Source organism: Phreatobacter sp. (assembly GCF_016793595.1).
Lineage (GTDB): Bacteria > Pseudomonadota > Alphaproteobacteria > Rhizobiales > Phreatobacteraceae > Phreatobacter.
In genome coordinates, this window is the sequence record NZ_JAEULY010000009.1 from 1 (window position 1) to 24,482 (window position 24,482).

Consider the following 24,482-nt stretch of genomic DNA (forward strand, 5'->3'; position numbering starts at 1 on the left):
ATCGGCGCGCGGCGACAAGCATTGCCGCTGGTTCCGCTTGTCTCCGGGCCCGAGCTTTGGCAGGAAGGCGGCACCGGAGAGGTGGCCGAGTGGTTTAAGGCAGCGGTCTTGAAAACCGCCGTGGGTTCACGCCCACCGTGAGTTCGAATCTCACCCTCTCCGCCATTTCTCTGATCTCACGCCAGTTCGCTTCGCTCACGGCTCCGATGGGGCGGCCTTTCGGCCGGTCGCGCAGTCGCGCTCCTGGCTCCGATTTCGAACTTCGGTTCGAATTCTCCGCCATTTCCTTTGTCTCACGCCAGTTCGCTTCGCTCACGGCTCCGATGGGGCGGTCGAAGCGCGGGCAGGGTGTGGGTCAGCTCCTGAGGCCGGGAGCCTCCTGCCCGGTGCGCTCGACATATTCGGTGTAGCCGCCACCATAGGCGTGAATGCCGTCCTCGGTCAGTTCTAGCACGCGGTTCGACAGCGCGGCGAGGAAATGCCGGTCGTGCGAGACGAACAGCATGGTGCCCTCGTAGTCCTTCAGCGCCTCGATCAGCATCTGCTTGGTGGCCATGTCGAGGTGGTTGGTCGGCTCGTCCAGCACGAGGAAGTTCGGGGGGTCGTAGAGCATGTGCGCCATGACGAGGCGCGCCTTCTCGCCGCCCGACAGCACGCGGCAGCGCTTTTCGACGTCGTCGCCGGAAAAGCCGAAACAGCCGGCGAGCGCGCGCAGCGAGCCCTGTCCGGCCTGCGGGAAGGAACTCTCCAGCCATTCGAACACGGTCTGCTCGCCGTCCAGAAGCTCCATGGCGTGCTGGGCGAAATAGCCGAGCTTGACGCTGGCGCCGACATTGACACTGCCAGCGTCGGCGGCGGTCGCCCCGGTGATCAGCTTCAGGAGGGTCGACTTGCCGGCGCCGTTGACGCCCATGACGCACCAGCGCTCCTTGCGGCGAATGCTGAAGTCCAGCTGGTCATAGATGGTGCGGCTACCGTAGCTCTTGCCGACGCCCTTCAGGCTGACGACGTCCTCGCCCGAGCGCGGTGCCGGCCGGAATTCGAACATCACGGTCTGGCGGCGGCGCGGCGGCTCGACGCGGTCGATCTTATCGAGCTTCTTCACCCGGCTCTGCACCTGCGCGGCGTGGGAGGCGCGCGCCTTGAACCGCTCGATGAAGGCGATCTCCTTGGCCAGCATGGCCTGCTGGCGTTCGAACTGCGCCTGCTGCTGCTTCTCGGCCAGCGCCCGCTGCTGCTCGTAGAAGGCGTAGTCGCCGGAATAGGAGGTGAGCGAACCGCCGTCGATCTCGATGATCTTGCCGACGATGCGGTTCATGAACTCGCGATCGTGCGAGGTCATCAGCAGCGCGCCCTCGTAGCCCTTCAGGAAGCTCTCGAGCCAGATCAGGCTCTCGATGTCGAGGTGGTTCGAGGGCTCGTCGAGCAGCATGGCGTCGGGGCGCATCAGCAGGATGCGGGCAAGCGCCACACGCATCTTCCAGCCACCGGAGAGAGCGCCGACATCACCTTCCATCATCTCGTGGGAGAAGCCGAGGCCGGCCAGGACCTCGCGCGCGCGGCCATCCAGCGCATAGCCGTCGAGTTCCTCGAACCGGCCCTGCACCTCGCCGTAGCGCGCGATGATTTCGTCCATCCGGTCGGCCTTATCGGGATCGGCCATGGCCGCTTCCAGCGCCTTCAGCTCGGCCGCGACCTCGCTGACGGGGCCGGCGCCCTCCATCACCTCGGCGACCGCGCTGCGGCCCGCCATGTCGCCGACATCCTGGCTGAAATAGCCGATGGTGATGCCGCGATCGACGGAAACCTGCCCCTCGTCCGGCTGTTCCTCGCCGGTGATCATGCGGAAGAGCGTGGTCTTGCCGGCGCCGTTGGGGCCGACGAGACCGATCTTCTCACCCCGCTGGAGGGCGGCCGAGGCCTCGATGAAGACGATCTGCTTGCCGTTCTGCTTACCGATGCTTTCGAGGCGAATCATAACGCGCGGGCTACCCGATGAGACTGTGTCACGGGGGGCAATACGCCATGCCGGGAGCGGGGGAAAGGGCGGGTGGGCGCCGGAATGGTGCGCCGCACCCAACAGGTCGCGGGTCAGTGATCCGTTCTAGTGCGTCTTCCTCCAGACAAGCAGCCTGCGCTCGACCTCGGCGATGATGGCCGCCGCGAGATAGCCGACCGCGCCCAGCAGGATGACGCCGGCGAAGAGATCGGGCGAGCGGAACATCCGGGCCGAGATCAGAATCCACTGACCGAGCCCGTCGAGCCCCGCGACGATCTCGCAGACGACCGACAGGATGAGCGCCACCGTCAGGCTGACGCGCATGCCGGCGAGAATGTCGGGCATGGCGGAGGGCAGGGAAATTTTCGTGACCGTTTCCAGCCGCGACAGGTTCAGGGCGCGCGCGACTTCAAGAAGGCGCGGCTCGACACCGGCATAGCCCTGGATGGTCGCCAGCAGCATGGGCCAGAGCGTACCGAAGGCGATGACGAAGATCGCCATGCCCTCGCTGAGCCCGTAGAGCGCGATCGCCACCGGAATGATGGCGGAGACGGGCAGGGGACGCAGGAATTCCAGCGACGGCGCAACGTAGAGGCGCGCACGCCGCGACGAGCCGATCAGCGAGCCGAGCACGATGGCGGCGATGGAGGCCGCGAGCCAGCCGAAGGTCATGTGCCGGAGCGTGCCGAGAAGCTTGCCGCCGAGCCCGCGATCGGTGAAGCCGTTGACCAGCGCGGCCCAGGCCCGGTCGGGTCCGGGCAGGAAGATCGGCGAGATCAGCTGTGCGTTGGCGACGAGCTGCCAGGCCATGACGAGGCTGGCCGCGAAGGCGAAACTGGCAATGCGCCAGGATATTTGCGCGAACGGCGTCATCGCATCGCCTCCGAGACAGCGGCACGGCCGAACAGGTGGCGCTGCGCGAGGAGCAAGGCGGCGTTCCAGGCGAAGCCGACAATGCCGATCCAGAGAAGGTAGCCGAGCATCACGTCCGGCCGCAGCGCCTGCTGCGCCGTCATCATGGCATGGCCGAGCCCTTGCGGGTTGATCGTGATCTCGACCGTCACGGCGACGATCAGGGCAGCGCCCGCCGCAAGCCGGAAGGCGACGAAGATCTGCGGCAGCGCCGCCGGCAGCACGATCTTGGTGACGCGCGCGAGCGGCGACAGGCGCAGCGCGCGGGCAACCTCCATGAGGCGCGGCTCGACTCCCCTGACAGCCGACCGCGTCAGGATCAGCGTCGCGAAGAGACAGGTCTTGGCGACGATCGAGAATTCCAGCGCATAGCCGAAGCCGAAGACCATCAGGCCGATGGGCAGCAGCGCGACCGACGGGATCGGCCGGATCGATTCGATCGACACTTCCAGCAGCCGGTCGAGCGGCGGCAGGAGGCCCGTCAGCACGCCGAGCAGCAGTCCGATCGACGATCCGATGCCGAGGCCGATGATCGCGCCGAGCAGGGTGTCGCGGGTCGCCAGCAGCACCGAACCGTCGGCAAGCCCCTGGACGAGAGCCATGACGGCCGCTGACGGAGGCGCCAGCGCATCGCTCGCGATCGGAAAGGCCCTGAGCCAGATCTCGAAGCCCAGCACTGCCAGAGCCGGTAGGATGAGCCCTTTCAGCCGATCCGAGGACATCACCGGTGGCCCTCCGACTTCTCGATGAAGTCGAACAGCTCGCGCCGCAGCCTGAGGAATTCGGGCTCCTCGCGGGTGGCGAGCTGGCTGCGCGGCCGCGGCAGGTCGACGTCGATCTCGATGCCGACACGGCCGGGATGCGGCAGAAGGCCGATGACCCGGTCGCCGAGATAGATCGCTTCCTCGAGGTCATGGGTGACGAAGATGATGGTGGCGCCGGAATCGGCATGCAGGGCCAATGTCTCGTCCTGCAGCGACTGGCGTGTCATGGCGTCCAGTGCGCCGAAGGGCTCGTCCATCAGCAGCGCCTTGGGCTCCTGTGCAAGACAACGTGCGATCTGCAGGCGCTGCTGCATGCCGCCGGACATCTCGGTTGGATATTTGTCGGCGTGATCGGAGAGCCCGACCTTGGCGAGGCAGGCCTCGATCCGGCCCTTGCGCTCGGCGGCCGGCACTTTGGCGGCCTCCAGAGCGAGCGCCACATTGCCGGTCGCGGTGCGCCAGGGCAGCAGCGCGCGGCCGTAGTCCTGAAAGATGATGGCGACGTCCTGGCGCGGCATGGTCATCGGCGCGCCATCGAACAGCACGGAACCCTCCGAGGGCCGGTAGAGCCCGCCGGCAAGGCGGAGCAGCGTGGTCTTGCCGCTGCCGGAGGCGCCGACGATGCACAGGATCTCGCCCTTGCGGACGGTGATCTCGATACCGTCGAGGATCGGCTTGCCGCCGAGGGTGAGGCCGACGTCGCGAAATTCGTAGAGCGACTGCCGGCCGGCCGAGTTCATTGCGCTGTCGGTCATTGGTTTCCCGTCTCGGGATAGACGTATTTGAGCGTCGAATGGATGTGGGCGACCAGTTCGGCGCGGGCCGCTTCGAAGCCGCGTTCGAGCACGCGGTCGGCGAGCCGCTGGTGGGACGCGATGAAGCGGTCGGGGTCGGAGAGCTGCTTCATCATGATCCGCCGGTAGCGATAGGCCTGGTCGTAGAGATCGGAGATTGCCTGCTTCAACCGCGCCGAGCCGGCAGCGCCGATCAACTCGGAATGAAAGGTCTTGTGGAGCTCGTCGAACTCCTCGGTGCCTTCGCCGAAGGCCGAGCCGTGGCGCGCCACGTAGCGCTTCAGCCGGTGGAAGCTTGCGAGGACCGCAGCCTCCCAGGCATCCGCGCCATTCTCGATGGACAGCCGCAGCGCCTCGGTTTCAAGGACGCAGCGGGTGTTGGTGATGTCGGCAAGATCGCTCCGCTCCAGCGGCGCGACGCGGAAGCCGCGCTGGCCGATGGCGATGATCAGATCGCGCGAGGCCAGCCGCGACAGCGCTTCCCGGACGGGCGTCGCCCCGATGCCGTAGCGCTGGACGAGGCCGACGACGCCGAGCCGCGACCCCGGTTGCAGCGATCCAGCGAGAATGTCCCGCTGGATCATCGCGATGGCCCGGTCGGTCAGCGTGTCCTGAACCGGCGCGGGATTGAGGTCGGCGGCGAGCGGACGCGCCATCGGCAGCCTCTCAGGGAAGGATGAGGGGCTCGGGGTTCGGCGTGCCCTGGAGCAGCTTCTGCTGCTTCATGACCTCGATCCACCAGCGCAGGTCGTTGGCGACGAGCGCCGGCTGCTGCCGGCTGCGCGGGACGGAGCGGACCAGCTCGATCTGCTGCTTGGTGAAATTGGCGATCGACTGGGTGGCCTTCGCGTCATCGGTATTGGCGATCTCGGCCGCCTCGCGGATCGCGGCCCGGAAGGCCGCGACGGCCTGGGGATTTTGCGTCGCCCAGGCGCGGGCCGCCGCATAGAAGATGATCGGATCGGTGCGGTTGAGTTCGGCGACGTAGCGGGCGCCAACCGTGCCGACGCCGGCCTGCACCATGCGCGCCACCGTCGGCTCGCCCGCCAGCACCACGTCCACCGCCTGCGAGCGAACGACATCCGCCATGGTCGGGAAACTGACCTCGACGAAGTTGACGCGGGCGGGATCGACGCCGCCTTCCATCAGCCACTTGACGAAGAGCACGTGCAGATAGGCGCCGAAGCCCGGCGCGCCGACCTTGCGGCCGACGAAATCGGCGGGCTTGGACAGCGTCAGACCGTTGCGAACGAAGGCGGCGACGACCGGATTGGTCACCGGCGACATGACCGAGGCGCCGGCCACTGCCACGATGGGCAGGCCGCCATCGGCCGCCTGCAGGAAGACGCTCGAGGTCGGGCCGCCGATCTGGATTGAGTTCGACAGCAGCGCCGCCGGAATGTTCGAATTGATGCCGATCAGCACCATCTCCGCCTCGATGCCGTGGCGGCGGAAAATACCCTGGTCGACCGCGATCATCGCCGAGGAGCAGTCGCTCGTCGCGGTGCAGCCGATCTTGATGCGGTGCTGGGCGCTGGCGGCGCCCGGCGCCATCAGCAGTGCGGCGGATGCCGCGAGAAAGAGTGCGAACTTCTTCATGTTGACCTCCCGAGTACGGTTGTTGACTTCAGTGTTTTATCGATATTTCATCCTTATATATTTTCCTGAGGGAGGCAAGCCGTGAAACTGGCGACCATCGTCCACCAGAATGCAGAGAAGCTCGCCGTCGTGCTTGGCGATGGCGCTGAATTTTTCGACATTGCCGCAGCGGCGCGGCGCAGCGGGCAGGGCGCCGAGTCCTTCGGGTCGATGCTCGACCTGATCGATGGCGGCGATCGCGCGCTGGACGCGGCGCGAGGCCTGATCGATGCGCGAGGCGGCGAGGCGGACCTGCGCTATCGTGCGGGCGACGTCACCCTGCTCGCCCCGCTGCCTCTTCCTCGCCAGATGCGCGACGGCATGTCCTTCCCGCAGCACATCCTCCAGAGCCCGAAGGGCAGCGCCAAGATGGCCGCCCGCGCGCGGGGCGACATGGCGGAACTGAAGCGGCTCGAAGCCGAGCCTCTGGGAGAACTGCCGGAGGTCTATCGGCAGGTGCCGATCTATTACATCACCAACCGCTTCACGGTGGGCGCGCCGGGCTCGACGGTGAACTGGCCGAAATACTCGAAGGTGATGGACTACGAGCTGGAGCTTGGCTGCATCACCAAGGGCAGGGGCGCCGATATCTCCGCGGCCAAGGCGAAGGACCACATTTTCGGCTTCACGATCTTCAACGACTTCTCGGCGCGCGACGCGCAGCGCATCGAGATGGCCGGGCGGCTCGGGCCGGCCAAGGGCAAGAGCTTCAACAACAGCAATGTCCTGGGGCCGTGGATCGTCACCTATGACGAGATCGGCGATCCCTATTCCCTGCGCATGCAGGCGCGGATCAACGGCGAGACGGTCTGCGACAATGTCAGCAAGGGCATGCTGTTCTCGTTCGAGCAGATCATCGCCCACATGTCGCAGGACGAGACGATCATGCCCGGCGAGTTCATCGGCTCCGGCACGGTCGGCAATGGCTGCGGGCTGGAGAACGGACGCCTGCTGAGCGACGGCGACCGGATCGAGCTTGAGATCGAGAAGATCGGCGTGCTCGCCAACTCGGTCCGGGTCCAGAAGGCCTGACCGGTCGTTGACGTGAACGGCGGCGGAGGTTCCGCCGCCGTTCCCGTGGCTGCAACCGTTCATTCGATGATCGCGACGGCACGGGTCCAGCCGGCCGAAGCCCGCTCGATCTTCACGGGGAAGCAGACGACCATGAAGCCGGTCGAGGGCAGCTGCTCCAGGTTGTGCAGCTTTTCGATATGGGAATAGCCGATGTGGCGGCCGGCCTTGTGGCCTTCCCAGATGAGGCTGGCATCGCCGGTCTCGGCATATTTCCGCGCCGTGTGGACGAAGGGCGCGTCCCAGCTCCAGCCATCCGTGCCGGTGACCCTGACGCCGCGTTCGAGCAGGTACATGGTGGCCTCGTAGCCCATGCCGCAGCCCGAGGCGACGTAGTCGGCCCGGCCGAACTTCTTGCCGGCGCTGGTGTTCACCACGACGATGTTGAGTGGTTTCAGCTCGTGGCCGATCCGCTTCAGCTCGGCCTCCACCTCGGCCGCGCTGACGACATGGCCGTCGGGCAGGTGACGGAAATCGAGCTTCACCGCCGGCTGGAAGCACCATTCGAGCGGCACCTCGTCGATGGTCCAGGACCGCTCGCCGCGATTCATGGTCGGGTGATAGTGCCAGGGCGCATCGAGATGGGTGCCGTTATGGGTGGACAGCGTCACGCGCTCGACCGCCCATGCCTGACCATCCGGCAGGTCCTCCGGCTTCATGCCGGGGAAGTTCGAGAGCATCCGCGCCATTCCGGCCTGATGGTCGGTGTACTCGATCGTGGGATGGCCGCCCGGCGGATCGGCCGGCACGTCGTTCTGCAGGGGAATCGAGATGTCGATCAGTTTGCGGCTCAACGCTTGTTTCCTCCGAATGCCGTGGAGCTTCATGCAGGCTCCGGTGGTGAAGAGTCGGAGGGCGTTCGCTCAAAGTCAAACGCGTGTTTGAAACATCTGTTGGCCGTCGAGCGGGCAGCCGGCCGGTCCGAGATTGTGCTGACGGGCTTCGTGGTGACAGATTGCGGCAGGCCATCACATCCGGACGGACATGCCCGCCAAGCAAACACCTGCCAACGACACCGATGCGGCCTCGCGGATGCTGCAGGCCGCGGCCGGGCTCTATGCGGAGAAGGGGATCGGCAAGGTGTCCCTGCGCGAGCTCACCGCGAGAGCCGGGGTCAACCTCGCCGCGGTCAGCTATCATTTCGGCTCGAAGGAGGGCCTCGCCGAGGCCGTCTTCGAAACCCTCTCCCGCCGGGTCAACGGCAAGCGCGTCGCCGATCTCGACGCCTATCTGGAGGCGCTCGGCACCCGCCGTCCAGCGCTCGACCGGGTCCTGTCCATCTTCGTCGCGCCCTATCTGGAGACAGGCAACGAACAGGAGGGCGTTCTCCTCGCGCGCTTCATCGTCCAGCACCGGCTTGAGCCCTCGGCGCTGACACGCAAGGTCATAAGCAAGCATTTCGACCCCATGGCCAAGCGCTTCATCGCGGCGCTCGCGCTGGCCTGTCCTCATCTCGAGGTCAGGGACATCTCCTGGCGCTACCTGTTCACGGTCAGCGCGGTGGTGCTGACGCTGACCGATACGACGAAGAACAACAGAATCGCCCGCCTGTCCGGCGGCAAGGCCGATACGTCGCGCACCGACGAGCTGCGCGTCGCGCTGCTGGATTTCCTGCGCAGCGGAATTTGGGGCGATGCGCCGAACGCCGACCGGGGCAGGCGGCGCTGACCGCGCGGCGGCCGGGTTTCCCGGGAGCGGGACGGGCGGGCGATCTTAAAGTCCGCTCAACCATGCGGGTCTTGGTGTTGGCGTCCGCCACGCTTTCGTCTCATTTGCACCGACACTGGAACGCTTCGTTAACGTCGGCTATGACAACCGGCACGAAGCGGGCCGCCGAGAGCCCGCGCTGGCATGCGGGACTTGGAGCGAGCGGCTTGACTTCAGCGGCGACGAGCGGCGGATCGCCTGCGCGCACAAGCGCAGCCACTTCCATCCATTGGCGGCGTCTCGCCACCTGCACCGCGCTGTGCGGCATCGGTGTCTTGCTCGCCGGCTGCGCCTCTCAGGACCGTGTTGCGCAGGGTTCGCCTTCCGTCGATCGCTACAATGCCCGCTACGGCGTCTCCTCCTCGCCGCGCGTTGTCGAAGAAGGCAGGCCCGTGCCGCGCGGCGGCGGCGTCTATCGCGTCGGGCGCTCCTATACCGTCGCCGGCCGCCGCTATACGCCCTACGAGAAGCGGGAAGGGCATACCGAGACCGGAATCGCCTCCTGGTACGGCCGCCAGTTCCACGGCCGCCTGACCGCCAATGGCGAAGTCTACGACATGCACACGCTGTCGGCCGCCCATCGCACCATGCCGATGCCGAGCTATGCGCGCGTCACCAATCTCACCAACGGCCATTCCCTGATCGTGCGCGTCAACGATCGCGGGCCGTTCCACGGCAACCGCGTGATCGACCTGTCGCAGCGTGCCTCCAACATGCTCGATTTCCGCGGCCGGGGCCTTGCCCGCGTGCGCGTCGAATATGTCGGCCGCGCGCCGCTGGAGGGGTCCGACGACCGCATGCTGCTGGCGACGCTGCGCACGGACGGTTCGGCCGCTCCGCGTCCGTCTATGGGCGCCGGCAACACGATGATCGCATCCGCAAGCCCGGCGGCGCCGCAGGCTGCCGCGCCGCAGGCGGCGAACGTTCCGGCTCCGGCACCCGTCCAGCAGGCCGAGGCGCCGGCCCAGGAAGCGCCGCGCGGCCTGTTCCAGCTGGCGAGCGCCACCTCGGCGCCGGCGCCGCAACCCCAGGCGGCCTCCCAGGCCATCACCATGGCGAGCGCGCCCATGCCGCAGAGCCGGCCGACCGGGATCGACGTTCTGCCGCAGACCACGGTCGTTGCCCGTGCCTCGCGCGACGTTCCGCAGGCGGCCAGCCAGAGCGTCACCGTCGTCGCCGCGCCCGCCACTCAGGCGAGCCCGCAGCCGGTCCTCGCGGCCGTGTCCTCGCGCCCGGTGGCCATGCCGACCGCGTCGGCCTATGCGCCGGCCCCGGCGCCTGCGCCCGCCATCGCGGCCATGCCGGCGAGCGGCCCCGTCCGCGCGTCGCTCGGTTTCGGCTCGCTCTACTGACCTTGCCGCGTCGCGCTTGATTTCGCCCGGCCCACGCCCCATCCATGGGGTCGAGGTGCTGCGAGTCATGATCCCTTCCGTCGCCCATCGCATCCGGACCGGCCTGATCGGCCTGCTGCTTGCCGCGGCGGCGTCGGGTGCCGGTGCGCAGGAGAATTTCCAGACGACCGTGCGCAGCGCCATCCTGTTCGACGTCGGCACGGAATCGGTGCTGTTCGAGAAGGCCGCGGACGACCTGCAACAGCCGGCCAGCCTCGCCAAGCTGATGACCCTCGCAGTGATATTCGAGGAAATGCGGCAGGGCCGGCTGACGCCCGAGCAGGAGATCGTCATCAGCGAGGATGCCTGGCGGCGCGGAGGCGCGCCCTCGCGCTCGACCTCCATGTATGCCGCGGTCAATTCGCGCGTGAAGGTGCAGGACCTCCTGCGCGGAATCATGATCCAGTCCGGCAACGACGCCGCCATCGCGCTAGCCGAGGCCGTTGCCGGCACCGAGGCCAATTTCGTGCCGCGCATGAACGACCGGGCCCGGGCGCTCGGCCTGTCGCGCTCGGTGTTCCGCAACGCCACCGGACTGCCGCACCCCGAACAGAAGATGACGGCCCGCGAGATCGCGCGGCTGACCGATCACATCATCCGCTCCTTTCCGGAGCAGTATGCGACCTATGGCGAACGCGAGTTCACCTGGGGCGGCATCCGCCAGCAGAACCGCAATCCGCTGCTCGGCACCTATTCGGGCGCCGACGGGCTGACGACGGGCTATATCGAGGAGGCGGGATTCGGCCTCGCCGGTTCGGCCGTGCAGAACAGCCAGCGGCTGGTCGTCGTGGTGCTCGGCGCGCGGTCGCTGCAGGAGCGCTCCAACGAGGCGCGCAAGCTGCTGGACTGGGGCTTCCGTTCCTTTGAACTGCGCGAACTGTTCGCCGCCGACGAGGCCCTCGGCAGCGTCCAGGTGTTCGGCGGGGCGGAGGGCTCGGTGCCGGTCAACGCCGGCAAGCTCGTCCGGCTGCTGCTGCCGCGCGGTCAGTCCGACCGCGTCTCGGCGCAAATCGTCTATCGCGGCCCGATCCGCGCGCCTGTCGCGAAGGGCGCGGAGATCGGCCGCCTGCGCGTGCTGCGCGGTTCGCAGGTCGCGCTGGAAGTGCCGGTCTATGCGGCCGCTGACGTCGCCAGTGGAACGCTGACACAACGGGCGATGCAGGGCGCGTGGGAATGGACTACGGGCTGGCTGCGCTCAGGGATCGCCCGGCCGTGAACGAGGTGAAGCCGCAGCGCGGCCGGTTCATCACGCTGGAAGGCGGGGAGGGGGCCGGCAAGTCGACACAGGCCCGCCGTCTCGCGGATTACCTGAAGTCGCGCGGGATCGACGTCGTGCTCACGCGCGAACCGGGCGGTTCACCCGGCGCGGAGATACTCCGCCACGTGCTGCTTGGCGGTGGCGCGGAAGCCTTCGGCCCCGAGACCGAGACGCTGCTGTTCGCCGCCGCGCGGCGCGACCACCTGAACGTCACCATCCTGCCGGCGCTTGCGCGCGGCGCCTGGGTCATCTGCGACCGCTTCGCCGACTCGACCCGCGTCTATCAGGGCCATGCGGGACGGGTGCCGAACGACTTCGTACTCGCCGTCGAGCGTGTCACCGTCGGCGACGACCGGCCGGACCTGACGCTGGTGCTCGACCTGCCGGCCAAGGTCGGGCTCGCGCGGGTCGCAAGCCGGGGAGGGGCGACCGACCGGTTCGAGAAGGAGGACATCGCCTTCCACAACAAGTTGCGGCAGGGCTTTCGCGCGCTGGTGCGGGCCGAACCCGACCGCTGCAAGCTGATCGACGCGTCGCAGGACGCCGACATCGTCGCCGATGAGATCCGGGCCGTCGTCGCCGGGCATTTCGGCTTCGCTGCACGGCTGGTGACCTCATGATCGAGGAAAATGCCGCAGACCGGCTGGAAGGCGCGCCGCATCCGCGCGAGCGCGAGATCCTCATCGGCCAGCAAGCCGCCGAACAGCAATTGCTCGATGCCTATCGGGGCCCGCGCATGCCCCATGCCTGGCTGATCGGCGGCCCGGGGGGGATCGGCAAGGCGACGCTGGCCTACCGTTTCGCGCGTTTCGTGCTGGCCAATCCGCGCCCCGCCGCGGTGTCGCCCGGCACGACCGATCTGTTCCTGCCGCCGGACCATCCGGTGTTCAGGCGGATGGTTGCCGGCGCCCATCCCGACCTGCTCGCACTGCGGCGCATCGCCGAGGCCGGCAAGGACAAGGTGCCGCAGGACATCCCGGTCAAGCTCGTGCGCGACATCGTCAGGTTCTTCGGATCGACCGCGGGCGACGGAGGCTGGCGCATCTGCCTCGTCGACAGCGCCGACGAACTGAACCGCCACGGCGCCAATGCCCTGCTCAAGCTGCTAGAGGAGCCGCCGGAGCGCTCGCTGTTCCTGATCGTGTCGCATATGCCCGGCCGGCTGCTGCCGACCATCCGCTCGCGCTGCCGGATGCTGACCCTGCCGGCGCTCGCCGAGAGCGACATCGTGGCCGGGCTCGGCACCTTCGAGGACATCCGCCTGCCCGACGATGAGGCGAGGCGCATCGCCGCGCGGGCGGATGGAAGTCTGCGGCGGGCGCTCGAAGCCGCGCTTGGCGGACTGGAGGAATTCGCGGCCGAGATCGAGGGCGCGATCGATGCGGCTCCGGCCATCGATCCCCTCAGGACCCATGCGATCGGCGACCGGTTGCAGCGTCGTGACGACGACGATTTCGAGGTCTTCCTGCGTACCGTGCGCGACCACCTGCACCGGCGCGTCGCTCTGGGGGCCGGCGAGGGCGCCCGCCGCCTTGCGCCCTATGCGGAGGTATGGGACAAGGTCGAGGTCGCGGCGGCGCAGGTGCGCACGTTCAATCTCGAACGCAAGCCCTTCGTCTTTCAGGTTTTCGGCTGGCTCGCCGAGGCCGGCCGGCGACGCACCTGAACCGACAAAGCCCAGCAGTCCACCATGGCGAAGCCCCGCTTCTACGTCACGACCGCCATTTCCTATCCGAACGGCGCACCGCATATCGGCCACGCCTACGAGGTCATCGCGACGGATGCCATCGCGCGATTCATGCGGGCCGACGGGCGCGACGTCTTCTTCCTGACCGGCACGGACGAGCACGGTCTGAAGATGGTGCAGACCGCCGAGCGTGAGGGGCTGTCCGCGCGCGCGCTGGCCGACCGTAACTCCGACCGGTTCCGCGCCATGGCGCAGGCGCTGGCCATCTCCAACGACGATTTCATCCGTACGACCGAGCCGCGCCACTATCGCGCGAGCCAGGCCATCTGGGACCGGATGGTCGCGGCCGGCGACATTTATCTCGGTGCCTACGAGGGCTGGTACTCGGTGCGCGACGAGGCCTTCTACGGCGAGGAGGAAACCTCCGTCGGCGCCGACGGCGTGCGCGTCGGCGGGCAGGGCACCCCGGTCGAGTGGACCAAGGAGGAGACCTACTTCTTCCGCCTGTCCAAGTATCAGGACAGGCTGCTGGCGCACTACGAGGCTCACCCCGACTTCGTCGGGCCCGATACGCGTTTCAACGAGGTGATCAGCTTCGTGAAGAGCGGCCTTGCCGATCTCTCGGTGTCGCGCACGACCTTCGACTGGGGCGTGCCGGTGCCGGGCGCGGACGGTCATGTCATGTATGTCTGGGTCGACGCGCTGACCAATTATCTCACGGCGGCGGGCTTTCCGGACGAGAGCGATCCGAAATGGCCGTTCTGGCCGGCGGATCTGCACGTCATCGGCAAGGACATCGTCCGCTTCCACGCGGTCTACTGGCCGGCCTTCCTGATGTCGGCCGGCATCGCGCTGCCGAAACGCGTCTATGGCCACGGCTTCCTGTTCAACCGCGGCGAGAAGATGTCGAAGTCGCTTGGCAATGTCGTCGACCCCTTCGCCATGGCGGAAGCCTACGGCGTCGACGCCATGCGCTATTTCCTGCTGCGCGAGGTCGCCTTCGGCAATGACGGCTCCTATTCGCACGAGGCCATCGTCGCGCGGACCAATGCGGACCTCGCCAACGATCTCGGCAATCTCGCCCAGCGCTCGCTGTCGATGATCGCCAAGAACTGCGACGGCGTGCTGCCAACCCCCGGCGCGCTCACCGCCGAGGACGAGGCGATCCTTGCCGCCGCCGCCGGCATGCTGGAAGCCTCGCGCGAGGCCATGGGCAAGCAGCAGATCCACCGCTGGCTGGAAGCGGTCTGGGCGGTCGTCGGCGAGGCGAACCGCTATTTCGCCGCGCAGGCGCCCTGGGCTTTGCGCAAGACTGATCTCGCGCGCATGGGTACGGTGCTCTACGTGACCGCCGAGGTGATCCGGCAGGCGGCGATCCTCGCCGAGCCGGCCATTCCGGTCGGCGCGCCGAAGCTGCTCGACCTGCTGGCCGTGCCGGAGGATGCCCGCGACTTCGCCGCGCTCGGCAGCCGGCTCGCGCCGGGTACCGTGCTGCCGTCGCCGCAGGGCGTTTTCCCGCGCTATGTCGAGCCGGAGGCCTCGGCCTGATGTGGGTCGACAGCCACTGCCATCTGGACTTTCCGGAGCTTGCCGCCGACCGCGCCGGGCTGATCGCCCGTGCGGTCGGGGCTGGCCTCCAGTCCATGGTGACGATCTCGACGCGCGTGAAGCGCTTCGACGCCATCCGCGAGATCGCCGAGGCGCATGACGGCATCTGGTGCTCGGTCGGCACGCACCCGCATAACGCCCATGAGGAGCTGGATGTCACAGCCGAACAGCTCGTGGTGCTGGCGGATCATCCCAAGGTCATCGCCATCGGCGAGGCCGGCCTCGACTATCACTATGACAACTCGCCGCGAGAGGCGCAGGAACAGGGCTTCCGCACGCATATCGCGGCTGCGCGCACGAGCGGCCTGCCGCTGGTCATTCATGCGCGCGAGGCCGACGAGCGGGTGGTCGAAATCCTGACCGAAGAGATGGGGAAGGGCGCGTTCACGGCGGTTCTGCACTGCTTCACCGGGTCGGAGGTGCTGGCGCGCGCCGGGGTCGATCTCGGGCTTTACGTGTCGTTCTCGGGGATCGCCACCTATCGCAGCGCCCAGAACCTGCGCGACATTGCGGCCTGGCTGCCGGCCGACCGCATCCTGGTCGAGACGGATGCGCCCTATCTCGCGCCGGGCAAGTTTCGCGGCAAGACCAACGAGCCGTCCTATGTGGTCGAGACCGGCAGGGCTGTCGCGGAGGCGCGCGGCATGACGCCCGAGACGCTGGCCGCGCAGACGACCGCGAATTTCTATCGGCTGTTCTCCAAAGCTGACCCCGGTCAGCGCCTTGCCGGCTGAGCCACCCATGGCGTTGACCGTCACGATCCTCGGCTGCGGTTCATCCGGGGGCGTGCCGCGGATCGGACAGGGCTGGGGCTCCTGTGACCCCGCCAATCCCAGGAACCGCCGCCGCCGCTGCTCGCTGCTGGTCGAGCAGACGGGTGCCGGCGGCACAACGACAGTGCTGATCGACACCGGGCCGGACCTGCGTGAACAACTGCTCGATGCCAACGTGACGCGGCTCGATGGCGTGCTCTATACCCACGACCATGCCGACCACACCCATGGCATCGACGACATCCGGCCGCTGGTCATTTCGATGCGCCGACGCATCGACGCCCATGCCGACGAACTGACGCGGGTGACGCTGTCGCAGCGCTTCGGCTATTGCTTCGCGTCGCCGCCGGGCAGCGATTATCCGCCGATCATCAACCTGCATACGTTCAGGGCTTTCGAGCCCGTGACGGTATCGGGCGATGGCGGACCGATATCCTTCATGCCGTTTCCGGTCGAGCACGGGCATGCCTACCGGGCTTTTGGATTTCGCTTTAATAATATCGTCTATTGCCCTGATATCAGTGCGATTAGCGCTCATTCCGAAAGTGTCGTTTCGGGCGCCGAGACGCTGATCCTCGACGCTTTGCGCTACACGCGGCATCCGACGCATTTCAGTGTCGATGAAGCGCTGGCGCTGATCGAGCGGACGCAACCCGCTCACGCCATCCTGACCAATCTTCACTCCGATCTCGACTATGCGACGCTGGCGGCCGCGCTGCCGGACGGAGTGGTTCCGGCCTTTGACGGAATGGTGGTCGAAGCAGCCTGACCTTGTGTGAAGGATCGGCATTCCGAGGTCAGCGACAGGTGGAGCCAGGCCAGTTACGGGCTCGCTGTGGCATGATGCGCATTCCATAATATGTCTTATGCGAATTGCGGCTGCCAGCCGGGCCGCCGCCCTCAAACGTGTGGATGGTCGCTTGCGCGCCTTGCCATGCGGCGTGGCTTGCCGCCCCCTGTCGGCATGCCGACTGACCACAAGCCCGACGCCGTGAGTCCCGAGCCCTCCGACGACATTGCCGCGCTCCTCGCCATCATGGCGAAGCTGCGTACGCCCGGCGAAGGCTGTCCCTGGGACCTCGAACAGGATTTCGCGACGATCGCGCCCTATACGATCGAGGAAGCCTATGAGGTCGCCGATGCGATCACACGTGGCGACATCTCCGATCTGAAGGACGAACTCGGCGACCTGCTGCTGCAGGTCGTCTTTCATGCGCGCATGGCCGAGGAAGCCGGTCACTTCGCCTTTCCGGACGTCGTGCGGGCCATCAGCGAGAAGATGATACGGCGGCATCCGCATGTGTTCGGCGATGCCGGCCGCTTGCCGACGCCGGCGGTGAACGCCCTATGGGCCGAGATCAAGGCCGACGAGAAACGCGCCAAGGCGGCGGAGCGCGCCCGGCTCGGCCTGCCGGTGGAACCGCCCGCCGGCGTTCTGGGCGGCGTTCCGGTCGCCCTGCCCGGGCTGACGCGCGCGCTGAAGCTTCAGCAGAAGGCTGGCGCGGTCGGCTTCGACTGGAACGATGTCGACAGCGTGCTCGACAAGATCGTCGAGGAAGCGCGGGAAATCGCCGAGGCTCGTGCCACCGACAAGGGCCGCGAGGCGCTGGCGGACGAGGTCGGCGATCTGCTGTTCGCGGCGGTCAATCTCGCGCGCCATCTGGATGTCGATCCGGAAGCGGCGCTGCGTGGCACCAATGCCAAGTTCGAGCGGCGTTTCCGCTCCATCGAGGCCACCCTTGCCGCCAAGGGCAGCAGCCCGGCCGAGGCGACGCTCGCCGAGATGGACGCACTCTGGAACGAGGCCAAGCATCGCGAGCGCGGCAGCGCCTGAACAACGCTGTAACTCCCACGCTCTGGATCAACCAACGCGTTCCGATCCAGATTCTCCATTATGCTCTGCGCTGGAAATGACTATCCCGGATCGCGAAGGAGGCAATCTGATGGATTCTTCAAGCATTTCACGGTTCAACACCACTTGCTGGGTGGGGCGCATTATCACCGGACTGGTCGTTTCCTACCTGTTGTTTGACAGTATTATCCGGATCACGAAAATGACGGCCGCCGTCCAAGGTGCCGAGCGGCTCGGATTTCCGAACAGCCTTATCGTGCTGATTGGAGTGGTCGAACTTGTTTGCATTGCGCTTTATGTCGTCCCCCGCACGGCCGTGCTTGGTGCAATTCTACTCACTGGCTATCTCGGTGGCGCATCGGCGGTTATCCTGCGTTTGGAGAACGCGTGGTTTGTTCTGCCCATCGGCCTTGGCGTAATGGTCTGGGGCGGATTGTATTTTCGCGAGCCGAGATTGCGCGCATTGATTCCGCTTCGTAGCCGGGCCCCAGAGTGACGTTTCCTCGCGCCGCTATTGGCCAATGATCAATCGACCGGCCAGTGAACTAATGCGCCATCAGCCTAGCGAGTTCCTGTCAGCCGGCGCTCGAGCTGCTGGAGTTTTGCCGGTGCGATCCGCAGCGTAATGCGGGTTTCGCCGCTCTCGAGCGCCTGCCGGCTCTCGACCTCGGTATTCTCGTGAATCCAGTTGAGCGTGCGGCCGTCGGCGGCAGGCACGGTCACGGTCATCCGCTCGTGATCAGCGCGGATCAGGTCTTCGATCGCGGCGAGCAGCTCCGGGATACCCTCCCCGGTTGCCGCCGAGACGAAGTGCGGCCGGCGGCCGTCCTCGCCGCGCGCGGCGCGGTTGCGGGCCTCCTCGCGGCCCTCCGCGTCCAGCAGATCGACCTTGTTCCAGACCTCGACCAGCGTCCGGCTCGCGGGATCGATGCCGAGATCGGCGAGGATCGTTGCGACGTCGGCGGCCTGCGCCTCCGTGTCGTCGTGGCTGACGTCACGGACATGCAGGATCACATCGGCCTCGATCACCTCCTCCAGCGTCGCGCGGAAGGCCGCGACGAGCATGGTGGGGAGATCCGAGATAAACCCGACCGTATCGGACAGGATCGCCTTGGTGCCGTTCGGCAGCCGCATCTGGCGCAGGGTCGGGTCGAGCGTCGCGAACAAGAGGTCCTGCGCCAGCACGCCGCCCGATGTCAGCGCGTTGAACAGCGTCGACTTGCCGGCATTGGTGTAGCCGACCAGCGCGATGATCGGATAAGGCACGCGCCTGCGGCTTTCGCGATGCAGACGGCGGGTGCGCGTCACCTGTTCCAGCTCGCGCTCGATCCGGGTGATGCGTTCCTGAATCATGCGGCGGTCGGCCTCGATCTGCGTCTCGCCGGGGCCGCCGAGGAAGCCGAAACCGCCGCGCTGGCGCTCAAGGTGGGTCCAGGACCGTACCAGACGGCTCTTCTGATAGCTGAGATGGGCGAGTTCGACCTGAAGCGAACCTTCCTTGGTGCGTGCGCGCCGACCGAAAATCTCAAGGATCAGGCCGGTGCGGTCGACGACCTTGGCGCTCCACGCCTTCTCGAGATTGCGCTGCTGCACAGGCGACAGAGCGGCATCGACGAAGACGAGCCCTGCCCCGTGCGCGGTGACGAGGCCGGCGATCTCGTCGACCTTGCCCTTGCCGATCAGCGTCGCCGGCCGGATCGTGCCGAGCGTGACGATGACCGCTTCCGCGACATCGAGCTCGATGGCGGCGGCCAGGCCGACCGCCTCGTCCCGCTTGGCTTCCGCCGTGCGGACGGGCAATTGCGCCTCGTCGCTGCCGCGGCCGCCTTTCGGGACGGGCACGACGACGACGACGCGGGTTGGTTCGCCGCGCGGCTCGTCGGAGCCGGCGTTATGCGATGGATCGATGATGTCAGGACGTCTGATGTCCAAATAAGGCCTCGGATGGCGAGAAGGGCCGGCGATCAGGCCCGCTCGCCCTCCCCGTCCTGCGGTTCGAACAGCTGGACCGGCGCGCCCGGCATGATGGTCGATATGGCGTGCTTATAGACCAATTGCGAGTGGCCGTCGCGCCGAAGCAGGACGCAGAAATTGTCGAACCAGGTGACGACGCCCTGCAGCTTGACGCCGTTGACGAGGAAAATCGTCAGCGGAATCTTCTGCTTGCGGACGTGGTTGAGGAAGGTGTCCTGGAGGTTCTGAGCTCGTTCCGCCATTGTCTTTTTCCGTTGTTGCCGCGGACCAGACGCCGCGAAGGTTTATTCGGCCGGCTGGCGCCAGCCTCAGGCTTGTTTTTCGGCTCGCCTATCAAGGCGCATCATGCCGCACTGCACAAGTGGCGAGTCGTCACAGGCTCGTGTGCAATCCGGCCGGGTCTCAGACGATCTCCGCAACCTCGTGGAATTTGGAGCGCAGCTCGGTGGCGATCGAGCCGGGCGCGCCATTGCCCACCGGACGGCCGTCGATCTCGACGATCGGCATGACGATCGTCGTCGCCGAGGACAGGAAGGCCTCGCGGGCGTTCTGGGCTTCCTCGATCGTGAACTTGCGCTCCTCGATCCGGACCCCTTCGCGCTTGCAAAGGTCGAACAGCGTCGTGCGGGTGATGCCCTTCAGGATGCCATTGTCGGCGAAGCGCGTGACCAGGACGCCGTCCTTGGTGATGATCCAGGCGTTGGTCGAGGAGCCCTCGGTGACGAAGCCATCCTCGTCGACCAGCCAGGCCTCATAGGCGCCGGCCTCGCGGGCCGCCTGCTTGGCAAGGCAGTTCGGCAGCAGGCCCACCGACTTGATGTCGACGCGCTCCCAGCGGTTGTCCGGCAGCGAAATCACCTTCACGCCCTTGGCGGCGCTGGCCTCGCCCTTGGAGGGATCGATGTTCTTGGCGGTGACGACCAGAGCCGGCGGCGTGCCGGGCTTCGGGAAGGCGTGATCGCGCCGGGCGACACCACGCGTCACCTGCATGTAGACCAGCCCCTCGCGGACGCGGTTGCGGCGCACGGTCTCGCGCAGGACCACGCCGAGGGGGCCGCGCGCCATCGGCAGGTCGATCCGCAGCTCGCGCAGCGAACGCTCGAGCCTGTCCACGTGGCGCGTCTCGTCGACCAGCCGGCCACCGCGCACCTCGCAGACCTCATAGACGCCGTCGGCGAACTGATAACCCCGGTCCTCGATATGTACGGCCGCCTCCCCGTGAGGAACGTAGCTGCCGTTCACATAGGCGACACGCGACATCGTCAGACACTCCCATCCCTGGCTTCCGTTGCGGGATTGCCGCGGCCGCAAGGCGAACCGGCGCGTCCACCGCACCGCAACAGCGTATGTCGCACGGTTCGCCCGTCGCGCGAACCGTGGACGGGCATCAGACGCGCAAGGCGGCCTTGCCGAAAATGCGGATCACTCGACCGCCAGGGCCTTCAGCTTTCGGTGGAGGGCCGAGCGCTCCATGCCGATAAACTCAGCAGTGCGCGAGATGTTGCCGCCGAACCTGTTGATCTGCGCGGCGAGATATTCGCGCTCGAACGCCTCGCGCGCCTCGCGCAGCGGCAGGGCCATGAGGTGCTCGCCCCCCTGCCCGGTCGGCATGGACGGCGCCGACGAGCCGACATCGGGTGGCAGCATCGACACATCGACCACCGCATCCGGATTGCCGCCGGCGAGAATCAGCACCCGCTCGATATTGTTGCGCAGCTGCCGCAGGTTGCCCGGCCAGTCGTGCGACTGGAGCACCGCCATGGCGTCGTCGCCGATCTTGCGGCGCGGCAGGCCCGAGACGGTGGCCAGCTGCTCGACGAAATGCTCGACGAGGGCCGGAATGTCCTCGCGCCGTTCGGCGAGCGAAGGCACGCGGATCGGCACGACCGCGAGGCGGTGGTAGAGATCCTCGCGGAAGCGGCCCTCGACGATATCGTTCTGGATGTCACGGGCGGTTGCCGAGATGAGGCGCACATCGACCTGAACCTTGGTCGTGCCGCCGATGCGCTGGAAGCTCTGCTCGACCAGAACGCGCAGGATGCGATTCTGCGTCTCGCGCGGCATTTCCGCGACTTCCTCGATGAACAGCGTGCCCCCGTGCGCCTCTTCCATGGCGCCGACCTTGCGGCCCTCGCCATTCATCGCCTCCGACCCGAACAGTTCGATCTCCATCCGGTCGGGCGTGATGGCGGCGGCATTGATCACGACGAAGGGGCCGCTTGCGCGCTGCGAGGCGGCGTGGATCGTGCGGGCGGTCAGTTCCTTGCCAGCGCCCGAGGCACCGAAGATCATGGTCCGGCTGTTCGTCGGCGCAACGCGCTCGATCGTCTGCCGGAGCTGGTTCATCGCAGAGGACTTGCCGACGAGGCCCGCTGCCTGGCCGGATATCTGGCGCAGCTCCTTGACCTCGCGGCGCAGGCGCGAGGTCTCGATGGCCCGTTCCGCGATCAGCACCAGACGGTCGGCCTTGAAGGGCTTCTCGATATAGTCGTAGGCGCCGCGCTTGATGGCGGAGACCGCCGTCTCGATGTTGCCGTGGCCGGAAATCATGACCACCGGCACCTCGGCGTGGCGCTCTTTCATCACGTCGAGCAGTTGCAGCCCGTCAAGCCGGGAGCCCTGCATCCAGATGTCGAGGAAAACGAGATTCGGCCTGCGCGCCTCGATGGCGGCGAGAGCCTCGTCGGAATTGCGGGCCGTGCGCGTGCGGTAGCCCTCGTCGTCGAGGATGCCCGCCACGATGTCCCGGATGTCCGCCTCGTCGTCGACTACGAGAATGTCGCCTGCCATGCTCCGCGATCCATCTATTCCGCCGCAGCGGCGGGTGCCGCGGCGAGCTTCTGGTCCTTGAAGGTGAGACGGAAATGGGCGCCGCGCTGGTGGCCCTCGGCATCGGCGGGCGCGTCGTAGAGTCCGAGGCTGCCCCCGTGTTCCTCCAGGATCTTGCCGACGATGGCGAGCCCGAGGCCCGTCCCCTTCTCACGTGTCGTAACGTAAGGCTCAAGCAGCCGATGACGGTTTTCTTTGGGCAGACCGACGCCGTTGTCGATGACGTCCACCGCGAAGAACGGCGGCGTGGCTGTCAGCCGGACGAGGATGCGGCCCTTGCCGCGCGCGTCCTCGGGGACGGCGGCGATGGCTTCGGTCGCGTTCTTGATAATGTTGGTCAGGGCCTGGCTGAGAAGCCGCCGGTCGAACGAGGCGATCCAGGCGCCGTCCGGCACCTCGGCTTCAATATCGATCTCGGGATAGCCGATGCGCATCATGAAGATGATCTGTCGCACCGTGTCGGCCACGTCCTCGGTTTCGAAGACCGGCTTCGGCATACGTGCGAAAGACGAGAACTCATCGACCATGCGGCCGATATCGCCAACCTGCCGGATGATCGTGTCGGTGCACTGGTCGAAGACCTCGCGATCCTCGGTGATGACCCGCCCGTAGCGGCGCTTCAGGCGCTCGGCGGAAAGCTGGATCGGCGTCAGCGGATTCTTGATCTCGTGGGCAATGCGCCGGGCGATGTCCGCCCAGGCCGATGTGCGCTGCGCAACGACGAGATCGGTCACGTCGTCGAGCGTCACCACCGCGCCGTGCGCGCCCGCCTCGTCGGCCTCGAGCGCGACGCGCACGACGAGCGTGCGCTCGCGACCGGCCCTCAGCAGGGTCACCTGACCCTGGACGATCGGCGCGCCGCGCTCGGCCCGGGCGATCAGGCCCGCGAGCTCGGGCACCTTCTCGGCCAGCTGCGAACCCATCAGGTCGGGCTCGCTCACCGAGAGGATATCGACGGCAAAACGGTTCAGGAGAGTGACGTTGCCGGCTTCGTCGAGACCGATGACACCGGCCGTGACGCCCGCCAGCACGGCCTCGGTGAAGCGCCGCCGGCTGTCGATCTGGTCGCGGGCGCTGATGAGGTCCTCGCGCTGGTCGCGCAGCTGCGACGTCATCTTGTTGAACGTGTCGCCGAGATTGGCGAGGTCGCCCTCGGACCGGCGGATATGGACCTCGACATTGAGATCGCCGGCCGCGACCTGATCGGCGGCGCCGATCAGGCGACGGATCGGCTGGACGAGGCGATTGGCGAAGGACAGGCCGAGATAGACCGCCGACAGCGTCACGAGGAAGGCGATCAGCGCGAACATCAGCGCGAAGGCGATCTGCAAACCGAGCCGTCGGGCCTGAATCTCCTGATATTCGAGCAGGCCCAGTTGCGAGGCGCGCAGGTGCTGGGCGATCTCCGGATTGATCTGCCGGACCACATAGATCAGCTCGTCCCCGCCGCGCTTCAGCTTCACAACCGACTCGACGAAATCGCGCTCGCCGCGCGAGGCGACGTTGGCGATGATGTCGTCCGTCTTGGCGATCTCCTCCAGCACCGCGGCGGGAACCGCGAAATCGCTCTGCATCGGCAGGTCCGCCCGCTCGACGACGGTGCCGTCGAGCCGCATGATCCGGACGACGGTGAGGCCGCGGACCATGGCCTGAGCGGTCAGGAACCGGCTGAAATCGAGTTGCGGCTGGTTGAGCGAGCGCACGCGCTCGATGTCCTGGACCAGCGCGCCGGTTTCCGCGCGCACGACATCGACCTGCTCGCGAACATAGGCTCCGACCACGTTCGCCGAGGATTCCACGGCGCGGCGCACCGTGCCGGAGAAGATGCTCTCCATGCCACGGTCGAGCGTGACAGAGGCTGCGATCGCAATGATCGCGACGGGAATCGCGGCGACGATGGCGAAGAGGCGCACCACGCGCTCGTGCAGGCGCGCGGCCGCCTGACCGGACCTGCGCGCGCGCCTGAGCATGAGGATCTCGCGCGCGATCAGCACGATCAGCGCCAGCACCAGCGCCCCATCGACCAGCAGCACGGTCAGCACCACCTCGTGGGTGGCCGCGATGGGCAGGAATCCGGTGACCAGCAGGAAGGTGATCAGGCCGAAGAACAGCGCGATACCCACCATGACCGGACCGGCGCGGCGCGACCGCAGGCCCGGCATGAATGCCGAGGTATCGACGGGATGGGCGGCCGCTTCCGGCGTCATCGTTGCGGTCATCGGGCG

General features: G+C 67.1%; 23 protein-coding genes and 1 tRNA gene. 12 read left to right on the top strand and 12 right to left on the bottom strand.

The features are described from left to right. Window positions 1-75: 75 nt before the first annotated feature. Window positions 76-165, top strand: a tRNA-Ser gene (locus tag JNK84_RS10960). Window positions 166-355: 190 nt separating this feature from the next. Here JNK84_RS10960 and JNK84_RS10965 read toward each other — a convergent pair. The 6 genes from JNK84_RS10965 to JNK84_RS10990 all read right to left on the bottom strand — a co-directional run bounded on the left by JNK84_RS10965 (window position 356) and on the right by JNK84_RS10990 (window position 6,068). Then, window positions 356-1,978 carry an ABC-F family ATP-binding cassette domain-containing protein gene (locus tag JNK84_RS10965; RefSeq protein WP_293423971.1) on the bottom strand — a complete coding sequence of 541 codons (1,623 nt, stop codon included), beginning with the start codon at window positions 1,976-1,978 and terminating at the stop codon, window positions 356-358. 126 nt (window positions 1,979-2,104) lie between these two features. Further along, window positions 2,105-2,872, bottom strand: a complete 768-nt coding sequence (locus JNK84_RS10970) for an ABC transporter permease (protein ID WP_293423973.1) — start codon at window positions 2,870-2,872, stop codon at window positions 2,105-2,107. Next, complete coding sequence (locus tag JNK84_RS10975; RefSeq protein WP_367272342.1) at window positions 2,869-3,633, bottom strand: ABC transporter permease; 765 nt, start codon at window positions 3,631-3,633, stop codon at window positions 2,869-2,871. Before JNK84_RS10975 ends, JNK84_RS10970 begins: the two co-directional genes overlap by 4 nt. Next, window positions 3,633-4,430, bottom strand: a complete 798-nt coding sequence (locus tag JNK84_RS10980) for an ABC transporter ATP-binding protein (RefSeq protein ID WP_293423977.1) — start codon at window positions 4,428-4,430, stop codon at window positions 3,633-3,635. Before JNK84_RS10980 ends, JNK84_RS10975 begins: the two co-directional genes overlap by 1 nt. Then, entirely contained in the window at window positions 4,427-5,125 is a 699-nt protein-coding gene (locus JNK84_RS10985; protein WP_293423979.1) for a GntR family transcriptional regulator, read from the bottom strand. Before JNK84_RS10985 ends, JNK84_RS10980 begins: the two co-directional genes overlap by 4 nt. Before the next feature lie 10 nt (window positions 5,126-5,135). Beyond that, window positions 5,136-6,068, bottom strand: a complete 933-nt coding sequence (locus JNK84_RS10990) for an ABC transporter substrate-binding protein (RefSeq protein ID WP_293423981.1) — start codon at window positions 6,066-6,068, stop codon at window positions 5,136-5,138. 81 nt (window positions 6,069-6,149) lie between these two features. Here JNK84_RS10990 and JNK84_RS10995 point away from each other — a divergent pair, with 81 nt between their 5' ends. After that, window positions 6,150-7,139: a fumarylacetoacetate hydrolase family protein gene (locus tag JNK84_RS10995; RefSeq protein WP_293423983.1), complete on the top strand. Its 990-nt coding sequence runs from the start codon at window positions 6,150-6,152 to the stop codon at window positions 7,137-7,139. Window positions 7,140-7,198: 59 nt separating this feature from the next. Here the strand turns inward: JNK84_RS10995 and JNK84_RS11000 are convergent, their stop codons facing one another. Continuing rightward, window positions 7,199-7,972, bottom strand: a complete 774-nt coding sequence (locus JNK84_RS11000) for a cyclase family protein (protein ID WP_293423985.1) — start codon at window positions 7,970-7,972, stop codon at window positions 7,199-7,201. 190 nt (window positions 7,973-8,162) lie between these two features. Here JNK84_RS11000 and JNK84_RS11005 point away from each other — a divergent pair, with 190 nt between their 5' ends. The 10 genes from JNK84_RS11005 to JNK84_RS11050 all read left to right on the top strand — a co-directional run bounded on the left by JNK84_RS11005 (window position 8,163) and on the right by JNK84_RS11050 (window position 17,950). Further along, complete coding sequence (locus JNK84_RS11005; RefSeq protein ID WP_293423987.1) at window positions 8,163-8,846, top strand: TetR/AcrR family transcriptional regulator; 684 nt, start codon at window positions 8,163-8,165, stop codon at window positions 8,844-8,846. 314 nt (window positions 8,847-9,160) lie between these two features. Beyond that, window positions 9,161-10,237 carry a septal ring lytic transglycosylase RlpA family protein gene (locus JNK84_RS11010; protein ID WP_293423989.1) on the top strand — a complete coding sequence of 359 codons (1,077 nt, stop codon included), beginning with the start codon at window positions 9,161-9,163 and terminating at the stop codon, window positions 10,235-10,237. Window positions 10,238-10,304: 67 nt separating this feature from the next. Next, complete coding sequence (locus tag JNK84_RS11015; RefSeq protein ID WP_293423991.1) at window positions 10,305-11,492, top strand: D-alanyl-D-alanine carboxypeptidase family protein; 1,188 nt, start codon at window positions 10,305-10,307, stop codon at window positions 11,490-11,492. Continuing rightward, a complete protein-coding gene (tmk, locus tag JNK84_RS11020; protein WP_441343229.1) occupies window positions 11,450-12,154 on the top strand; it encodes a dTMP kinase in 705 nt (234 codons plus the stop codon). Before JNK84_RS11015 ends, tmk begins: the two co-directional genes overlap by 43 nt. After that, a complete protein-coding gene (locus JNK84_RS11025) occupies window positions 12,151-13,200 on the top strand; it encodes a DNA polymerase III subunit delta' (RefSeq protein WP_293423995.1) in 1,050 nt (349 codons plus the stop codon). The genes tmk and JNK84_RS11025 overlap by 4 nt, the downstream gene beginning before the upstream one ends. A gap of 24 nt (window positions 13,201-13,224) precedes the next feature. Beyond that, window positions 13,225-14,769, top strand: coding sequence for a methionine--tRNA ligase (gene metG / locus JNK84_RS11030; protein ID WP_293423997.1), 1,545 nt, complete (start codon window positions 13,225-13,227; stop codon window positions 14,767-14,769). Next, complete coding sequence (locus tag JNK84_RS11035) at window positions 14,769-15,563, top strand: TatD family hydrolase (protein ID WP_293423999.1); 795 nt, start codon at window positions 14,769-14,771, stop codon at window positions 15,561-15,563. The genes metG and JNK84_RS11035 overlap by 1 nt, the downstream gene beginning before the upstream one ends. A 7-nt stretch (window positions 15,564-15,570) precedes the next feature. Continuing rightward, the gene (locus JNK84_RS11040; RefSeq protein WP_293424001.1) at window positions 15,571-16,371 is read left to right on the top strand and encodes an MBL fold metallo-hydrolase; all 801 of its coding nucleotides are present in this window, start codon (window positions 15,571-15,573) and stop codon (window positions 16,369-16,371) included. A 222-nt stretch (window positions 16,372-16,593) separates the two neighbouring features. Beyond that, window positions 16,594-17,436 (top strand): nucleoside triphosphate pyrophosphohydrolase, encoded by an 843-nt coding sequence (gene mazG, locus JNK84_RS11045; RefSeq protein ID WP_293424003.1) that lies wholly within the window; start codon window positions 16,594-16,596, stop codon window positions 17,434-17,436. A gap of 109 nt (window positions 17,437-17,545) precedes the next feature. Beyond that, on the top strand, window positions 17,546-17,950 hold the full coding sequence (locus JNK84_RS11050; protein ID WP_293424005.1) for a DoxX family protein: 405 nt from the start codon (window positions 17,546-17,548) through the stop codon (window positions 17,948-17,950). Window positions 17,951-18,015: 65 nt separating this feature from the next. Here JNK84_RS11050 and hflX read toward each other — a convergent pair whose 3' ends face one another. The 5 genes from hflX to JNK84_RS11075 all read right to left on the bottom strand — a co-directional run bounded on the left by hflX (window position 18,016) and on the right by JNK84_RS11075 (window position 24,476). After that, the gene (gene hflX / locus JNK84_RS11055; protein WP_441343230.1) at window positions 18,016-19,386 is read right to left on the bottom strand and encodes a GTPase HflX; all 1,371 of its coding nucleotides are present in this window, start codon (window positions 19,384-19,386) and stop codon (window positions 18,016-18,018) included. Between the two features lie 32 nt (window positions 19,387-19,418). Next, window positions 19,419-19,670, bottom strand: a complete 252-nt coding sequence (gene hfq, locus JNK84_RS11060; protein WP_293424007.1) for an RNA chaperone Hfq — start codon at window positions 19,668-19,670, stop codon at window positions 19,419-19,421. Between the two features lie 160 nt (window positions 19,671-19,830). Next, on the bottom strand, window positions 19,831-20,688 hold the full coding sequence (locus JNK84_RS11065; protein ID WP_293424009.1) for a D-amino-acid transaminase: 858 nt from the start codon (window positions 20,686-20,688) through the stop codon (window positions 19,831-19,833). Between the two features lie 162 nt (window positions 20,689-20,850). Further along, window positions 20,851-22,218, bottom strand: a complete 1,368-nt coding sequence (ntrX, locus tag JNK84_RS11070; protein WP_293424011.1) for a nitrogen assimilation response regulator NtrX — start codon at window positions 22,216-22,218, stop codon at window positions 20,851-20,853. A 14-nt stretch (window positions 22,219-22,232) separates the two neighbouring features. Beyond that, window positions 22,233-24,476, bottom strand: coding sequence for a sensor histidine kinase NtrY-like (locus JNK84_RS11075; protein WP_293424013.1), 2,244 nt, complete (start codon window positions 24,474-24,476; stop codon window positions 22,233-22,235). Between the last annotated feature and the right edge of the window lie 6 nt (window positions 24,477-24,482).

Bases quoted from the DNA above. Each gene is read 5' to 3' on its own strand.
- ntrX (WP_293424011.1), bottom strand. From the start codon at position 22,218: ATGGCAGGCGACATTCTCGTAGTCGACGACGAGGCGGACATCCGGGAC.
- JNK84_RS10965 (WP_293423971.1), bottom strand. From the start codon at position 1,978: ATGATTCGCCTCGAAAGCATCGGTAAGCAGAACGGCAAGCAGATCGTC.
- tmk (WP_441343229.1), top strand. From the start codon at position 11,450: ATGGACTACGGGCTGGCTGCGCTCAGGGATCGCCCGGCCGTGAACGAG.
- JNK84_RS11040 (WP_293424001.1), top strand. From the start codon at position 15,571: ATGGCGTTGACCGTCACGATCCTCGGCTGCGGTTCATCCGGGGGCGTG.
- JNK84_RS11015 (WP_293423991.1), top strand. From the start codon at position 10,305: ATGATCCCTTCCGTCGCCCATCGCATCCGGACCGGCCTGATCGGCCTG.
- JNK84_RS11035 (WP_293423999.1), top strand. From the start codon at position 14,769: ATGTGGGTCGACAGCCACTGCCATCTGGACTTTCCGGAGCTTGCCGCC.
- metG (WP_293423997.1), top strand. From the start codon at position 13,225: ATGGCGAAGCCCCGCTTCTACGTCACGACCGCCATTTCCTATCCGAAC.
- JNK84_RS11065 (WP_293424009.1), bottom strand. From the start codon at position 20,688: ATGTCGCGTGTCGCCTATGTGAACGGCAGCTACGTTCCTCACGGGGAG.
- JNK84_RS11075 (WP_293424013.1), bottom strand. From the start codon at position 24,476: ATGACCGCAACGATGACGCCGGAAGCGGCCGCCCATCCCGTCGATACC.
- JNK84_RS10970 (WP_293423973.1), bottom strand. From the start codon at position 2,872: ATGACGCCGTTCGCGCAAATATCCTGGCGCATTGCCAGTTTCGCCTTC.
- JNK84_RS10985 (WP_293423979.1), bottom strand. From the start codon at position 5,125: ATGGCGCGTCCGCTCGCCGCCGACCTCAATCCCGCGCCGGTTCAGGAC.
- hfq (WP_293424007.1), bottom strand. From the start codon at position 19,670: ATGGCGGAACGAGCTCAGAACCTCCAGGACACCTTCCTCAACCACGTC.
- JNK84_RS11050 (WP_293424005.1), top strand. From the start codon at position 17,546: ATGGATTCTTCAAGCATTTCACGGTTCAACACCACTTGCTGGGTGGGG.
- JNK84_RS11025 (WP_293423995.1), top strand. From the start codon at position 12,151: ATGATCGAGGAAAATGCCGCAGACCGGCTGGAAGGCGCGCCGCATCCG.
- JNK84_RS10975 (WP_367272342.1), bottom strand. From the start codon at position 3,633: ATGTCCTCGGATCGGCTGAAAGGGCTCATCCTACCGGCTCTGGCAGTG.
- JNK84_RS10980 (WP_293423977.1), bottom strand. From the start codon at position 4,430: ATGACCGACAGCGCAATGAACTCGGCCGGCCGGCAGTCGCTCTACGAA.
- JNK84_RS11005 (WP_293423987.1), top strand. From the start codon at position 8,163: ATGCCCGCCAAGCAAACACCTGCCAACGACACCGATGCGGCCTCGCGG.
- JNK84_RS10990 (WP_293423981.1), bottom strand. From the start codon at position 6,068: ATGAAGAAGTTCGCACTCTTTCTCGCGGCATCCGCCGCACTGCTGATG.